Raw genomic sequence first — 14,245 nt, 5'->3', positions numbered from 1 at the left:
TGGCAGCCCGCAATATTTGCGGGCTGTTTCGTTTCTGGTCGAGAATCGCGCTCTGACCCTGGCCCCCAACCCATCCCCAACCCGCTCCCGACCATGCCCCTCATTTCCAAACTGCCTGATGTTGGTACGACGATCTTCACCGTAATGAGCCAGCTCGCTGCCGAGTATGGCGCGATCAATCTCTCGCAAGGCTTCCCGGATTTTCCGGTGGATGGCGCGTTGCGTGAGGCCGTCACTGCCGCCATGGCCGCCGGTCACAACCAGTACGCACCGATGCCGGGCTTGCCGGCGTTGCGCGAGGCGATTGCTGCCAAATTCGAAGTTCAGCACGGCGTAGCGGTCGATCCGGCCACCGAAATCACTGTGACCGCCGGCGCAACTCAGGCGCTCTACACCGCCATTGCCACTGTGTTGCATGCCGGTGATGAAGCCATCGTGCTCGATCCGTCGTACGACAGCTACGCGCCGGCCATCGTGGCGCAGGGGGCGAAAGCGGTGCGGGTGAACCTGTCCGCGCCAGATTTTGCTGTCGATTGGGCTGCCGTCGAGGCAGTGGTGACACCGCACACGCGGCTGGTCATCGTCAACAATCCGAACAACCCGGCCACCAGCGTGTTCAGGGCGGCCGATCTGGATGCGCTCGCCGCCATCGCCGAGCGGCACGATTTGCTGGTGCTGGCGGACGAGGTTTACGAGCATCTGGTCTTTGATGGAGCAAGCCACCGCAGCGTGCTGGCGCATCCGGCATTGCGGCAACGCAGCTTTGCGGTCTACTCCTTCGGCAAGACCTTCCACGCCACCGGTTGGAAAATCGGCTATTGCGTTGCGCCGCCCGCGCTGACAGCCGAGTTCCGCAAGCTGCATCAGTTTCTGGTGTTCTCGGTGAATACCCCGGCGCAGCACGCGCTGGCGGCCTACTTGCAACAGCCGGCGCATTGGCAGCAGTTGCCGTCGTTCTATCAGGCCAAGCGGGATCGCCTGGCGGCCGGCCTTGTCAGTACCGGTTTCAGGTTGTTGCCCAGCCGGGGCACGTATTTTCAGCTGGCGGACTATTCGGCGATCCGCTCCGATCTGACCGACACCGAATTCGCCCGCTGGTTGACGGTAACGCATGGCGTGGCGACCATCCCGGTTTCCGCCTTTTACGCCGCGCCGCCAGAGGCCAGACTGGTACGGTTCTGCTTCGCCAAGGAAGTGCGCACGCTGGATGCGGCGCTGGAGCGCTTGCAGGGGCTTGGCTGAGCGTTGCCAATGTCACCATCCCCCCTTCGCGGAAGGGGGATGGCAGCATCGCCTTTTCGCGCTGAATTAATGGCGCAGTTATTCTGCAGACAAGCTTAAAGCCCGTTCCGAAAGGATTCCCCCCATGACCGACCCCGCCAACACCCGCCGTTTCCTGCGTAACTGGCATGACGAAATGAATGGCGCGGCGCTGTATGACGTGCTGGCCGATGTTGATCGCGACCCCAACCGGCAGGACATCTTCCGCCAGCTCGCCGAATCCGAACGCGGGCATGCGCGGGTGTGGCAGCAGCGTTTGCAACGGGCCGGCGTGACGGTGCCGGCGTTCAAGCCCGATTTCCGTACCCGCCTGCTGCGCCGTCTGGTGCGCTGGTTCGGCCCCGGTTTCGTGATGTCTACCGTCGCCGCCGCTGAATATGCCGACCGCAATAAGTACGCCGGCCAGCCTGATGCCGCCCTGCTGTCGACCGAAGAGCGCGGCCATGCGGCCATTGTGCAGGCGGTGGCGGGCCGGGGAGGGCGGCATGGGGCGGACGGTTCGACCATCGCCAATGCCGAGCCTTGGCATCACGGCGCGTCGTCTGGCAACGATCTGCGTGCGGCGGTGCTGGGGGCCAACGATGGTCTGGTGTCGAATTTCTGTCTGGTGATGGGCATTGCCGGTGCGGGTGTCGCCGCCAAGGTCATCCTGCTGACGGGCATCGCTGGATTGCTGGCCGGGGCGTGTTCGATGGCGCTGGGTGAGTGGCTGTCGGTGACGAATGCCCGCGAGCTGGCAACGTCGCAGCTGGCGAAAGAAGCCGAGGAACTGGAGCAAACCCCGCTGGCCGAGCAGCACGAGCTGGCGCTGATCTACCGCGCCAAGGGCATGGCCAAGGAAGACGCCGAACACCTCGCCGCCCAGATGATGCAAAACCCCGAAACCGCCCTCGATGCCCTGGCGCGTGAAGAACTCGGCATCGACCCGAACGAGCTGGGCGGCAATCCGTGGCGCGTGGCGACGACGTCGTTTCTGTTGTTCGCGTTTGGCGCGGCCGTGCCGGTGCTACCGTTCGTCTTTGCGACCGGCACCACGGCCATGGTCGTCAGTCTGCTGCTCAGCGCCCTGGCGCTCGTGGGCATCGGCGCGGTGACTTCGCTGTTCAACGGCCGCCCCGTCTGGTATTCGGCGGGTCGGCAAATGCTGACCGGCACCGCCGCTGCCGCGCTGACCTTTGGCTTGGGCCACTTGTTTGGCGCGTCGCTGTCGTGATGTAGCGCCGTGTGACGGATCACGCATCCGTCACATACCCAACCGACATAGAATGACGCCCGCACAGGGGAGAACCCAAGGGGATCGTGGTGGTTAGAGAGCATCATCCGCGCGTGGTGGCGATTGGCGGCGGGACGGGTTTGTCGGCAGTGTTGCGCGGACTCAAGCATTTTCCGGTGGAAATCACCGCCATCGTCACGGTGGCGGACGACGGGGGGAGTTCCGGCAAGCTGCAGCGCGAGTTCCGCATGCCGCCACCAGGCGATATCCGCAATGTTTTGGTATCTCTTTCTGAAGCCGAATCGGTGATCAGCGATCTGCTGCAGTTCCGTTTCGCTACCGAAGAAGAGCACTACCTGGATGGCCACTCGCTCGGCAATCTGCTGATCTACGCCATGTATTCGCTCACTCACGGCGACTTCGTGCAGGCCATCGAGAACATGGGTACGGTGTTGAATATCAAGGGCCGCGTCTACCCGGTTTCCCCGGTGGCCACCGTGCTCAAAGCCGAGTTGCTGGATGGCCGCATCGTCACCGGCGAATCGCAACTCGCCACTCAAGGCAGCCCTATCCGCCGCGTGTTCTACGATGCCCCGGTTACCGCCGTGCCCGCCGCCGTGCAGGCAATCCGCGATGCGGACGTGATCGTCTTCGGCCCCGGCAGCCTTTACACCAGCGTGCTCCCCAACATCTTGCTGCCCGAAATTGCCGCTGCCATTGAAGGCAATATCCATGCGGACAAGGTCTACGTCTGCAACATCATGACCGAGGCCGGCGAAACCGACGGCTATAGCGCGGCGGACCACTTGCAGGCGCTGGCCGAACACGGGCTGAGCCCGGTGTGCAAGATCATCGTCAACGATGAAGCCATCCCCGAACACGTGCTGGCGCGTTATCGCGCCGAAAATGCCACCGTGGTGCGCAACGACTTCGAGCGGCTGGAGGCGCTGGGCGTGCAGGTGATCCGCTCACGCATTGCCAGCTTTACCGATGGCATCGTGCGGCACGACCCGATCAAGACGGCGGCAAGTGTGTATGCGATTGCGTTGGATCGCTTGTAATCGGTTTTATATAAATATATAGAATATAAATTAAATTTAATATTCCTTTTTGTCATCATTTGCCGTTGTTAGATTGGTGACCAGAACGGCCCGCCTGCGTTGGCACAGGGCTGCATCCAACACCATTGCAAAGGACGACCCATGTTCAAACTCTCCCGCCTTAAAGCATTGCTACCCGTCTTGGCACTGGCTGGTTTCGCCACCGCACACGCCGCCGACGAGGTGACCATCGCCTACCAGACCACCGTCGAGCCGGCCAAGGTTGCCCAGGCCGACGGTGCGTATGAAAAAGCCACCGGCAGCAAGATCAACTGGCGCAAGTTTGAAAGCGGCTCGGAAGTGATCGCCGCCGTTGCTTCGGGCGATGTGCAGATCGGCTATGTGGGCTCCAGCCCGCTCGCTGCTGCTGCCAGCAAGGGCTTGCCGGTGCAGACCTTCCTGATCGCTGCGCAGATCGGCTCGGCCGAGGCGCTGGTGGTGCGTAACGGCGCTGGCATTGCCAAGCCGGCCGATCTCATCGGCAAGAAGATCGCCGTGCCCTTTGTTTCCACCACCCACTACAGCCTGCTGGCTGCGCTCAAGCACTGGAAAATCGATCCGACCAAGGTCCAGATCGTCAACCTGCGCCCGTCCGAGATCACGGCAGCCTGGCAGCGTGGTGATATCGATGCCGCCTACGTGTGGGACCCGGCGCTGGGCAAGGCCAAGGAAAACGGAAAGCTGCTGGTGACGTCGACCGACGTCGCCAAGTGGGGCGCACCAACCTTTGATGCGTGGATCGTGCGCAAGGACTTCGCCGAGAAGAACCCCCAATTCGTGCAGCAATTCGCCAGGATCACCCTCAAGGCCTACGCCGATTACCGCGCCAATCCGAAGGCATTCAGCGGCAGCGCCGGCAACATCGAGAAGATCGCCCGCATCACCGGTGCCAAGCCGGAGGAAATCGCCGCGCTGCTGGAAGGCAACGGTTATCCGGTTGCCAGCGAGCAAGCGAAGATTCTCGGCCCGTCGATTGCCAAGGCGATTGCCGATACCTCCGGCTTCTTGAAGGAGCAGGGCAAGGTGGAAGCCGTGCAGCCGGATTACGCGCCGTATGTGGATGGGAAGTACGCGAAGGTAGCGGCGAAGTAGGGCCACCCAAGAGCCTGCTTACGATCTTGCAAAACCGTGTATTCGAAGCGCTTCAGGTGTTACTTCCCCCTTTGTGAAGGGGGATTGAGGGGGATTTCGACGTCATCCCAAATTGAGGTGCCGCAGAAATCCCCCCTAGCCCCCCTTCAAAAAGGGGGGAACTGTGCGCGGAGAATGAAGTGAATCGTCTCTCAAGAGTTACCAAGTGGTTCCCACGGAATCCCCCATGCCCAACTCCCCCAGCCTGATCGTTGATCACCTCTCCATCCGCTACCCCGGCAGCGGCAGCAATGAAGCCGCGCTGCATGATGTCTCGCTACGCATCGATGCCGACAACCTCGTCGTCGCGCTTGGCCCGTCCGGTTGTGGCAAGACCAGCTTGCTGAACGCGATCGCCGGCTTTGTCACGCCCACCTTCGGCCGCATCACGCTCGGCGATCGCGATATCGATGGCCCCGGCGCGGAACGCGGGGTGGTGTTTCAGGACGACGCCTTGTTGCCCTGGCTGAACGTGCTCGACAACGTTGCCTTTGGCCTCAAGTTGCGCGGTGCGCCAAAGCACGAGCGAGAGGCGCGGGCGAGGGCCGTGCTGGCGCAAGTCGATCTGGCTGGTTTCGAGCAGCATCGCGTGTGGGAGTTATCCGGCGGCATGCGCCAGCGGGTCGGGTTGGCGCGCGCTTTGGCAGCTGATCCGCAAGTGTTGTTGATGGACGAACCCTTTGGCGCGCTCGATGCATTTACCCGCGAACAAATGCAGGAGTTGTTGCTGCGGCTGTGGCAGCAGACCGGCAAGCGGGTGCTGCTGATCACGCATGACATCGAAGAGGCCGTGTTCCTTGCCACCGATCTGGTGCTGATGTCGCCTCGGCCCGGTCGCATCGTCGAACGGCTGAGCCTTCATTTCGGCCGGCGTTACGCCGCTGGCGAGCCGGCCCGCAGCATCAAGTCTGATCCGCAATTCATCGAGACGCGGGAGCATGTGTTGCGGCGGGTGTTTGCGAATCGGTCTGTCAGTGCAGGTAGCTAATAACAATGCAGCTCTCCGCTGCGCTTACTAGTCCCCTCTCCCACTTGTGGGAGAGGGTGAGGGGGCTTGTTAAGGACATTGCTCTTGACCGGTACCCTCTCCCCCGGCTCCTCTCCCACTAATAGCTGGGCAAGGCTAAAGCCTTGCACGCGAGGGCGAGGGGAGAACGGCAAGCCGCCGCCGCAAGATTTGAGGAAAACGTTATGACCACATCCGAACTGTCCCTCGACGAGGCCATATTTACGCCGCCCGAGCCGGCGCCCCATCAGGTTGTCACGCCGACCGCCAAACCAACCACCACACTCCGCATCAGCCTCGCCACCCTCGGCGTCTTGCTCGCACTGTGGTGGGCCATCACCACCGCCGGCCTGATCCAGCCCTTGTTCCTGCCCTCACCGCAAGCCGTGCTCGCCAAGCTCTGGCTCACGGCCACCAAGGGCTATATGGATGCCACGTTGTGGCAGCACTTGGGCGCGAGCCTGTTCCGCATCGTGACCGCGCTGCTCGCAGCCGTGCTGTTCGCCGTGCCGGTCGGGCTGGCAATCGGTTTGTCGCGCAAGGCGCGTGGCGTGCTTGATCCGCTGATCGAGTTCTACCGGCCGATCCCGCCGCTGGCTTATCTGCCGCTGATCGTGATCTGGTTCGGCATCGGCGAGCTATCGAAAATCCTGCTGATCTATCTGGCGATCTTCGCGCCGATTGCGATTTCCACCGCCACCGGCGTGCGCAATGTCGATCCCTCCCGCGTGCGTGCCGCCCAATCGCTGGGCGCAAGCCGTTGGCAGCTGATTGCACAGGTGGTGCTGCCGAGTGCCTTGCCGGACATTCTCACTGGCATTCGCATCGGCCTCGGTGCCGGCTGGTCCACGCTGGTGGCAGCCGAGCTGGTTGCCGCCACGCGCGGGCTGGGCTTCATGGTGCAGTCGGCGGCGCAGTTTTTGGTGACGGATGTGGTGGTGCTGGGCATCGTCGTCATTGCGCTGATTGCGTTCACGCTGGAGTTGGGCTTGCGGGCGTTGCAGCGACGGCTGGTGCCGTGGCAGGGGCAGATGCATTGATATCGGGCACAGCCCTTCGGGCTACGGGTCGCTCAATCCATGTTGAAACAGATTTCAGGAAACACTCATGCCCCAATCCATCCACTCCGATTACGCCGCCATCGTCGAATCCCTCACCGCCGACTTCGCCCAAACCGCCATCGCGCGCGACCGGGCCGGTGGCACCGCCAAACGCGAGCGTGATCTGTTGCGTGATTCCGGCTTGCTGAAAATCGCCGTGCCGCGTGACTTCGGCGGCGATGAAGCGAGCTGGCCGGATGTGCTCGCCATCGTGCGGCGCATTGCGGAAGTCGATAGCTCGCTTGCGCATCTGTTCGCGTTCCAGCACCTGCAAGTCGCCACCGTGTTGCTGTTTGCCAATCCGCAGCAACAGCGCGATCTCTTGGCCGGCACGGCGCGGCAGAACTGGTTTTGGGGCAATGCGATGAACGCGGTGGCGAATCAGGCGATTGCTACCAAGGTGGAGGGCGGTTATCTGGTCGAGGGCGTGAAGACCTTCTGCTCCGGCGCGACTGATTCGGATCGGCTGATGCTGTCTGCAGCGCGTGCGGATGGCGGCGGGCTGATCGTGGCTGGCGTGGAAAGCACGCGGGCCGGCATCGATATCCGGCAGGATTGGGACAACATGGGCCAGCGCCAGACCGATAGCGGCACGGTGGCGTTCGAGCGGCTGTTTATCGCCGATGCCGAAGTGCTCGGCCCACCGGGGCCGCTGTCTACGCCGCGCTCCACCTTGCGACCGCTGCTGGCGCAGCTGATCCTGGTCAATCTCTATGTCGGCATTGCGCGAGGCGCGTTGGAGGCAGCGCTGGCGCATACCCGCACCGACGCCCGGCCGTGGATCAATAGCGGGCTGGCGCATGCGGCCGATGATCCGTTCCTGCAGCAGCGCTACGCCGAATTGTGGGTCGATCTGAAAGCGGCGCTGCGTTTGGCCGATGATGCCGCGGATGCCTTCGAGCGTGGCTGGCGGCAGGGCGAGGCACTGACGCCCGAACAGCGCGGTGAGATTGCCGTGGCGGTGGCAGAGGCAAAAATCATCGCCAGCCGCGCCGGGCTCGCCATCGTGAACGACATCTTCGAACAGACCGGTGCACGGGCCACGGCGGCGCGGTTTGGCTTTGATCGCTACTGGCGCAACCTGCGTACGCATACGCTGCACGATCCGGTCGATTACAAGAAACGCGATCTGGGGCGCTGGCTGGTGACGGGTGAAGTGCCGAAGCCGTCGTTCTATTCATGACGATGTTCAGAGCGTGCTGAGTCTATTGTCCGGGCTACAATTTGATTTTCGCTGCAATCAAGGCTTGTCATGACTCAATCCGCCACCGACCAATTGACCCAACTGCGCGAGCGTATCGATGCGCTCGATGCGGAGTTGGTTGCGCTGTTGGCCCGCCGTTTTGCGCTGACGCGTGAAGTGGGCCAGCTCAAGAAAACCCATCAGTTGCCGCCCAGCGATCCCGCCCGGGAAGCGGCGCAAACCCAGCGCATTACCGCACTGGCCGAGCTGAATGCCGTACCGCCGCAAGTGGCCGAGCGCGTGCTGCGCGTGATCGTCGACGAGGTAGTGGCGGAGCACCGCCAGATCGCCAACGTGGCAATTTGACTGGATTCGCCAGCGCGACGACGCACCGATCCTCCGGCACAATGAGAGGCCTTCTCGTTACCAAGGGTCTAGCGCCGTCCGGCGCACATCATGGGTAGTAATATTTTGTTGATCGTCGCGGCACTGTTGCTGGTGCTGCTGAATGGATTTTTCGTGGCGGCCGAGTTCGGCCTCGTCAAGCTCCGCGCCACGCGCGTCAAGGCCATCGTCAAGCGCTACGGCTGGCGCGGGCGGCTACTGGCCAAGGTGCACGGCAATCTGGATGCATATCTATCCGCCTGCCAGCTAGGCATCACCCTGGCATCGCTCGGCCTGGGCTGGATTGGCGAGCCGGCCTTTGCCAGCCTGCTGGAACCGCTGCTGAATCTGGCCGGCATCCACAAGGCCGAGCTGGTGCACGGCATCTCGTTCATCTTCGCTTTCTTCACCATTTCCTATCTGCATATCGTTGTCGGCGAGCTGGCGCCCAAGTCGATGGCGATTCGCAAGCCCGAGCAGATCGGCCTGTGGACTGCCGCGCCGCTGTATGGCTTTTACTGGCTGATGTATCCGGGCATCTGGTTGCTGAACCACAGCGCCAATCAGGTGCTGCGCTTGCTCAGGCTGGATGGCGGCCACGCGCACGACAGCGAATATTCGTCCGACGAGCTCAAGCTGATCCTGCGCACATCACGCTCCAGTGACGATTTCAGTAGCGACGAATGGCGGGTACTGGCGCATGCGCTGGATTTCCGTGAGCTGGATGTGGCCGATCTGATGCGCCCGTTCGGCGAAGTGGTGGCGCTGTCACTGGCCGACACGCTGGAGGCGAATATCGAGCGCATGGTGCAGCAGCGTTACAGCCGTTATCCCTTGCTGAATGCCGAGGGCGCGGTGGTCGGCGTGATCCACCTCAAGGATGTGTTCTTTGCCATGCAGCGCGCTGGCTTGCCGGAGTCACTCGCTGCGCTGGCCCGGCCGGTGGTGACGATTTCGCCTGAGCTGTCGGCAATGGCGTTGTTCCGTCGCTTCCGTGGCGGCGCGCCGCATTTCGCAGTGGTGACGCATGCGGATGGTCAGCCGGTCGGTTTCGTCACACTGGATAACCTGCTGGCCGCGCTAGTCGGCGAAATCCGCGACGAATACCGCCAGACACAAAACGACTGGATTCGCCTCGACGATGGCTCGTTGATGGGCAAAGGCAGCCTGGCCGTGTTCACACTGGAGCGGGCGTTGGGTATCGATATCGAACAGGATGTCGCTGACAGCGTCGGCGGCCTGATCCTGTGGAAGCTGGGCGATCTGCCGCGCGAAGGGCAACGGATCGAGTTCACCCAGTTCGATGCGGTGGTGAAGAAAATGACCGGGCCGCGGATTGTGCTGGTGCGGATCTATCCGAAGCTGGGTGGCGTTCGCCTCTAAGCGACGCCATAAAACCCTGCTGGCGGCGTTGTGCTTCGCTTGCCGTACTTTCGTACTGTCTGCGCTCGCACGCCTTGCCAGCACCGCTTCGCTGGGTTTTCTAGCGTCGCTGACCATTCCGAGGTCTCAGTGATGTAGGAGCGAGCTTGCTCGCGATGGCAATGTTTGAATCTGAGCCATCGCGAGCAAGCTCGCTCCTACAATGTTTTGTACGCGGCTCATGCTATCTTCATAACGGCCAGACAACGGCCAATCACCCGGAGAGAAAAGCAATGCTCGTCGTCACCACCGAACACGTCATGGGTCATCGCGTTACCGAAGTAAAAGGGCAGGTCTTTGGCGTGGTCGTGCGCAGCCGGGGCTTGGCCGGCAACATCATGGCGGGCCTGCGCTCCATCGTCGGCGGCGAGATCACCGAATACACGCAATTGCTGGAAGAAGCCCGCCGCCATGCCGTTGATCGCATGGTAAAAAACGCCCACCAGATGGGTGCGAATGCGGTGGTGATGATGCGGTTCGATTCGGCGGAAATGGGCCAGACGATGAGTGAGATCGTCGCCTATGGCACCGCGGTGATTCTTGAAAAGCTGCCGGGCTGATCATGCTGCGGATCGCGTTACTCTGCTTTGCCTTGTTGCTGACGGTGGCCGGTGCCTATCTCTGCGTGGTCGAATCCCGTCACGCCTTGCCGATGCTGATCTGGGGCGCGATCCTCTCCGCCGCCGTGTTGTTCGAGCGCTGGCGCTACCGGCAAAAGCATCAGCCGGGGCCGGGCGAATGGCAGGAAACGGCAGAGCGCTTTGAAGACCCGGAATCCGGCCAGTTGATGCAGGTGCTGTTCAATCCCAAGACGGGCGAGCGGCGTTATGTGCCGGTGAAGTCACACGACCGCTAAGTGCGTAGGTTGGGTTGAATGAAATGATGCCCAACATTGGCTGTGTCCTTGTCAGGGCTGTTTGTTGGGCTTCGCAGGCTCAGCCCAACCTACGGAGCAAATACGGCTCCAGCAACAACCACAGCGCTGTTACCAGCAACATCCACGCAAATGCGGCCTGCATGCGTCGTTCCGGCAGGCGATGCGCCAGGGCGACCCCGGCCGAGACGGTGAATAGCCCGCTCACCGCCATCGGCAGACCCATCCCCCAATCCACCCGTTGTGCGCTGGCATAGGTGATCAAGGCGATCACCGAGCTGGGGGCCACCAAGGCCAGCGCCAGGCTTTGCGCCGTGGTCTGGCGCAGGCCAAACCAGCTGGTCAGGATGGGGGTCGCCAGCAGCCCGCCGCCAATTCCGAGCAGCCCCATGCTGCTGCCTCCGACAATGCCCACCAACGGAATCAGCCGCGCGTTGACCCGCGCTGCGTCTACCTGCGCCGCATTGCGCCGATGCCGGGTCAGCAGATGCACCGCCAGCAAGAGCAGGAACACGCTGAACACGATGCGCAAGGTGGTCGGTGTGAGCCGGGTGGCGAAGTGAGAGGCGACCCAGGTCGTGAGCGTCGCCAGTACGCCCAGCGCAATGGCCGGCCGCAATGGGGCAGGGTGTCGCTGGTTGTAGCGCCACCAGCCCACCAGCAGATTCGGCACCATCAACACCAGCGCTGTGCCTTGGGCCAGCGGTTGTGGCATGCCGAAGGCGAGTACCAACAGCGGAATGGCGATGATGCCGCCACCAATGCCGAACACCCCGCCAAAGAAGCCAAGGGCCGCGCCCAGCGGCAAGGTGATGAGCAGATCGGTGGAGGCGGGCATGGGGACGGCACAGGCAATTGCGATTCGATCATCATATCCATCTATCGATTGGCTACAATGGCTTGAAATTCAATTGATTCGTTACTTGAGCGCATGAATTGGCGCATGAATTGAAGGGCACATGACCGAAGCACCGGATCTGAGTTTTTTCGCCTTGCTGGCACGGCACCCCAGTATGGCCGCCGCTGCACAGGAGCTGGGTATAACGCCACCGGCCGTCAGCCGTCGTCTGGCGGGGCTGGAACAACGGCTAGGCGTGCGGCTGCTCAATCGCACGACGCGCCGCCTGAGCCTCACCCCGGAAGGCGAGCGCTATCTGGAAGAGGGCGAGCGCATCCTGCGCGATATCGATCAGCTGGAGCGATCACTGGCCGCCAGCCGGGAAACGCCACGCGGTCTGCTGCGCATCAATGCCACCTTTGGCTTTGGCCGGCGTCATCTCTCGCCCATCGTGTCGGACTTCATCCGGCTGTATCCAGAGGTGGAAGTGCTGCTGCAACTGACCGATCGGCCGCTGGACCTGACCGCGCATTCGATGGATGTCGGCATCCAGTTCGGCGCCCCGCCCGATGCCCGCGTGCTGGCCCGCAAGATCGCCACCAATCGCCGCTTTCTCTGCGCGGCGCCGGCCTATCTGGCGGAGCACGGCACGCCAGCCGAATTGAGCGACTTGCCGGCGCACCATTGCATCGTCATCCGCGAAAACGAACGCGCCTTCAACAATTGGCAGCTATCGGATGGCAAGCAGCAGGTGACGGTGAAAGTGCGCGGCCCGCTCACGACCAATCATGGCGAGGTGGCCGTTGATTGGGCGCTGGCCGGGCACGGCATCCTGCTGCGCTCGGAGTGGGATATCGCGCCGTATTTGCGTTCGGGCCAGCTATGCCGCTTGCTGGAACCGTGGGCGGGGATATCGGCTGATATCCATGCCATTTATCCGCAGCGCCATCATCTGTCGGCCAAGGTGCGGGTGTTTCTGGATTTTCTGGCGGAGCGGTTTTCTTCCCGCCGTACCGATTCCCAAATGACCGCTGCACCCTGGTGACATGAACTCGGCAGGCAGGCTGTTATTCGCCACCGATACGCAGTGCGATATGCGGGGGCATTGCAGCCAGCCGAATGCCCGGCGATTTGCCTCACACGCTGAATGACTGGCTCGCGGCGATCTTCCGCGCTGTTTTCCGGTGCGTGCGAATCCATAAAATGAAATATGGAGCGCAAATAATGAGGGCGATTGAATTCGTCAGCAAAAGCGGTCGCCATGCCGGCTCATAAGGCCGATCCAGAATCATGATGACGGCTGCGAATTCCAGAAAGCAGAATGGGAATATCACAAAGAAAAACAGGAATGTATTTCTGATCCAGGGCTTTTCAAGCCTGTCTATATTCGCCATTGCGCGAATTCGATCCAGGCTGGATTGAAATGGCGTGCTGGTTTGATAAAGCGCTTCTGGCGGTGGGGTAATGAATGCTACTTGCTCTGTATGGATCGGGGCGGCAGGGTTGGCCGTGGTCGCATTGGCAAGAATGCGATCGTCAGGAACGTCGGCATACACGTCCCCGAATTCAATTGCTTTGGTCATGACTCGCTCCATCTTTCTAATTTATATTTGGCCACATCAAGGGGCTCTAGGTCGTACCGGGCACTCGCAAATCTTGTTTGATGCAACCGGTTCGTGTGCCCGGCAGTGCGTTAAAGGCAACGCTTCGGCATCGATTCACTGCGCGCACCCGCGTGCCAACTTAGCAAGGTGGCCAGTGCACGCACAAGTGGTTTGCAAAGAAGTGTTGTTTTTGCTGGAGAAATGCGAGAACGGCATCAACCTCGGACACACTGCTTTCGCGCGCTTTTGATCCTTCAACTGCAGAACGTGGCTCACTGTTTCTGCCCAACACCTCCAGATAACCCAATGGCGATTGTGACGAAGATGCTTTGCCGGCGTGCCCGGTATCGATTGCAGCAAGCGGCTGCCTTGTTGCTGTTGACCACTGGCCCGGCCGCTGCCACTACCCTTGATCTGTGCATGGATGAGGCCGATTTCTCGCCCTACACCTATGCCAAGACGGATGGCACTTTCCAGGTGTTGATCAAGATGGCGGCCAAGCGCGCCAATCTGCAGGTGGTGATCAACGTGGTTCCCTGGGCCCGGTGTCGCGAGGGGGTGGCACATGGCAACTATGATGCGGCGGTGGCCATGAATGCGAACTCGGCTACCTTGCAGACGGCGGTGTTTCCTAATCGCAAAGGCAAAATCGACCCGACCGCGGCTTTGGGGGGCAGCTCTGCTTATGTCTTTCGCCGGGTTGGCAGCAAGGCGGAATGGAATGGCAAAAGGTTTTCCAACGTATCGCTATTGCTGATTCCGAGCGCCTACGAAGACATGCAAGAGGCTGCCCGGCAACTCGGCGTGAAATACGACGATGGCGCAAAGGATCTACGACGCAACTTCCAGAAACTACTGGGGAATCGCGGTGACGTGGCCATCGCCTATTTGAACGAAGGCCGCAACCTGCAGGCCGACCCGGCATTTCGCGGCAAGATTGAAATGCTGCCCGAACCGCTTTTCAGCACCTATTACTACCTGAGTTTCAGCCGGCAATTTTTCGCCAAATCGCCCGCCGTTGTGCAAAGGATGTGGACGGCGATCAAGCAAACGCGTGAATCCGACGACTATAAAGTGGCGATCGCCGGGATTCGCTAGGCTTAAGTCCG

15 protein-coding genes are annotated in these 14,245 nt (G+C 61.5%); 13 read left to right on the top strand and 2 right to left on the bottom strand.

Annotated features, from left to right (window positions below; translation table 11 throughout):
* The first annotated feature begins 93 nt into the window (after nt 1-93).
* From BR41_RS13555 to BR41_RS13505, 11 genes are all read left to right on the top strand, one after another.
* Complete coding sequence (locus BR41_RS13555; RefSeq protein WP_035057548.1) at nt 94-1,242, top strand: methionine aminotransferase; 1,149 nt, start codon at nt 94-96, stop codon at nt 1,240-1,242.
* A 124-nt stretch (nt 1,243-1,366) separates the two neighbouring features.
* Nucleotides 1,367-2,494 (top strand): VIT1/CCC1 transporter family protein, encoded by a 1,128-nt coding sequence (locus BR41_RS13550; RefSeq protein ID WP_035057546.1) that lies wholly within the window; start codon nt 1,367-1,369, stop codon nt 2,492-2,494.
* Nucleotides 2,495-2,583: 89 nt separating this feature from the next.
* The gene (locus tag BR41_RS13545; RefSeq protein WP_035057717.1) at nt 2,584-3,555 is read left to right on the top strand and encodes a gluconeogenesis factor YvcK family protein; all 972 of its coding nucleotides are present in this window, start codon (nt 2,584-2,586) and stop codon (nt 3,553-3,555) included.
* A gap of 141 nt (nt 3,556-3,696) precedes the next feature.
* The gene (tauA, locus tag BR41_RS13540) at nt 3,697-4,686 is read left to right on the top strand and encodes a taurine ABC transporter substrate-binding protein (RefSeq protein ID WP_035057543.1); all 990 of its coding nucleotides are present in this window, start codon (nt 3,697-3,699) and stop codon (nt 4,684-4,686) included.
* Nucleotides 4,687-4,912: 226 nt separating this feature from the next.
* On the top strand, nt 4,913-5,713 hold the full coding sequence (gene tauB, locus BR41_RS13535) for a taurine ABC transporter ATP-binding subunit (protein ID WP_035057541.1): 801 nt from the start codon (nt 4,913-4,915) through the stop codon (nt 5,711-5,713).
* Nucleotides 5,714-5,916: 203 nt separating this feature from the next.
* Nucleotides 5,917-6,771 carry a taurine ABC transporter permease TauC gene (gene tauC, locus BR41_RS13530; RefSeq protein ID WP_035057538.1) on the top strand — a complete coding sequence of 285 codons (855 nt, stop codon included), beginning with the start codon at nt 5,917-5,919 and terminating at the stop codon, nt 6,769-6,771.
* A gap of 67 nt (nt 6,772-6,838) precedes the next feature.
* The gene (locus BR41_RS13525) at nt 6,839-8,014 is read left to right on the top strand and encodes an acyl-CoA dehydrogenase family protein (protein ID WP_035057536.1); all 1,176 of its coding nucleotides are present in this window, start codon (nt 6,839-6,841) and stop codon (nt 8,012-8,014) included.
* Nucleotides 8,015-8,083: 69 nt separating this feature from the next.
* Entirely contained in the window at nt 8,084-8,380 is a 297-nt protein-coding gene (locus BR41_RS13520; RefSeq protein ID WP_035057535.1) for a chorismate mutase, read from the top strand.
* A gap of 90 nt (nt 8,381-8,470) precedes the next feature.
* A complete protein-coding gene (locus tag BR41_RS13515; protein ID WP_035057532.1) occupies nt 8,471-9,781 on the top strand; it encodes a hemolysin family protein in 1,311 nt (436 codons plus the stop codon).
* A gap of 272 nt (nt 9,782-10,053) precedes the next feature.
* Nucleotides 10,054-10,380: a YbjQ family protein gene (locus tag BR41_RS13510; protein WP_035057530.1), complete on the top strand. Its 327-nt coding sequence runs from the start codon at nt 10,054-10,056 to the stop codon at nt 10,378-10,380.
* A 2-nt stretch (nt 10,381-10,382) separates the two neighbouring features.
* Entirely contained in the window at nt 10,383-10,676 is a 294-nt protein-coding gene (locus BR41_RS13505; protein ID WP_051710924.1) for a hypothetical protein, read from the top strand.
* 79 nt (nt 10,677-10,755) lie between these two features.
* On the opposite strand, the gene BR41_RS13500 is transcribed toward BR41_RS13505, so the two are convergent.
* Complete coding sequence (locus BR41_RS13500) at nt 10,756-11,532, bottom strand: sulfite exporter TauE/SafE family protein (RefSeq protein ID WP_035057527.1); 777 nt, start codon at nt 11,530-11,532, stop codon at nt 10,756-10,758.
* A gap of 121 nt (nt 11,533-11,653) precedes the next feature.
* On the opposite strand from BR41_RS13500, the gene BR41_RS13495 reads away from it, so the two are divergent.
* The gene (locus tag BR41_RS13495; RefSeq protein WP_035057524.1) at nt 11,654-12,577 is read left to right on the top strand and encodes a LysR family transcriptional regulator; all 924 of its coding nucleotides are present in this window, start codon (nt 11,654-11,656) and stop codon (nt 12,575-12,577) included.
* A gap of 91 nt (nt 12,578-12,668) precedes the next feature.
* Here BR41_RS13495 and BR41_RS13490 read toward each other — a convergent pair whose 3' ends face one another.
* On the bottom strand, nt 12,669-13,115 hold the full coding sequence (locus tag BR41_RS13490) for a hypothetical protein (RefSeq protein WP_035057521.1): 447 nt from the start codon (nt 13,113-13,115) through the stop codon (nt 12,669-12,671).
* Nucleotides 13,116-13,442: 327 nt separating this feature from the next.
* Between BR41_RS13490 and BR41_RS13485 the strand changes: the two genes are divergently transcribed.
* Entirely contained in the window at nt 13,443-14,234 is a 792-nt protein-coding gene (locus BR41_RS13485; protein WP_035057518.1) for a substrate-binding periplasmic protein, read from the top strand.
* The last annotated feature ends 11 nt before the right edge of the window (nt 14,235-14,245 follow it).

This window comes from Andreprevotia chitinilytica DSM 18519, from assembly GCF_000711875.1.
Classification (GTDB): Bacteria; Pseudomonadota; Gammaproteobacteria; order Burkholderiales; family Chitinibacteraceae; genus Andreprevotia; species Andreprevotia chitinilytica.
The sequence above is the reverse complement of the archived record's forward strand: the minus strand, read 5'-3'. Positions and strand labels throughout refer to the sequence as shown.

Excerpts from the sequence above, each read along its gene's own strand:
- BR41_RS13555 (WP_035057548.1), top strand. The coding sequence starts at position 94 with ATGCCCCTCATTTCCAAACTGCCTGATGTTGGTACGACGATCTTCACC.
- BR41_RS13550 (WP_035057546.1), top strand. The coding sequence starts at position 1,367 with ATGACCGACCCCGCCAACACCCGCCGTTTCCTGCGTAACTGGCATGAC.
- tauA (WP_035057543.1), top strand. The coding sequence starts at position 3,697 with ATGTTCAAACTCTCCCGCCTTAAAGCATTGCTACCCGTCTTGGCACTG.
- tauB (WP_035057541.1), top strand. The coding sequence starts at position 4,913 with ATGCCCAACTCCCCCAGCCTGATCGTTGATCACCTCTCCATCCGCTAC.
- tauC (WP_035057538.1), top strand. The coding sequence starts at position 5,917 with ATGACCACATCCGAACTGTCCCTCGACGAGGCCATATTTACGCCGCCC.
- BR41_RS13525 (WP_035057536.1), top strand. The coding sequence starts at position 6,839 with ATGCCCCAATCCATCCACTCCGATTACGCCGCCATCGTCGAATCCCTC.
- BR41_RS13520 (WP_035057535.1), top strand. The coding sequence starts at position 8,084 with ATGACTCAATCCGCCACCGACCAATTGACCCAACTGCGCGAGCGTATC.
- BR41_RS13515 (WP_035057532.1), top strand. The coding sequence starts at position 8,471 with ATGGGTAGTAATATTTTGTTGATCGTCGCGGCACTGTTGCTGGTGCTG.
- BR41_RS13510 (WP_035057530.1), top strand. The coding sequence starts at position 10,054 with ATGCTCGTCGTCACCACCGAACACGTCATGGGTCATCGCGTTACCGAA.
- BR41_RS13505 (WP_051710924.1), top strand. The coding sequence starts at position 10,383 with ATGCTGCGGATCGCGTTACTCTGCTTTGCCTTGTTGCTGACGGTGGCC.
- BR41_RS13500 (WP_035057527.1), bottom strand. The coding sequence starts at position 11,532 with ATGCCCGCCTCCACCGATCTGCTCATCACCTTGCCGCTGGGCGCGGCC.
- BR41_RS13495 (WP_035057524.1), top strand. The coding sequence starts at position 11,654 with ATGACCGAAGCACCGGATCTGAGTTTTTTCGCCTTGCTGGCACGGCAC.
- BR41_RS13490 (WP_035057521.1), bottom strand. The coding sequence starts at position 13,115 with ATGACCAAAGCAATTGAATTCGGGGACGTGTATGCCGACGTTCCTGAC.
- BR41_RS13485 (WP_035057518.1), top strand. The coding sequence starts at position 13,443 with ATGGCGATTGTGACGAAGATGCTTTGCCGGCGTGCCCGGTATCGATTG.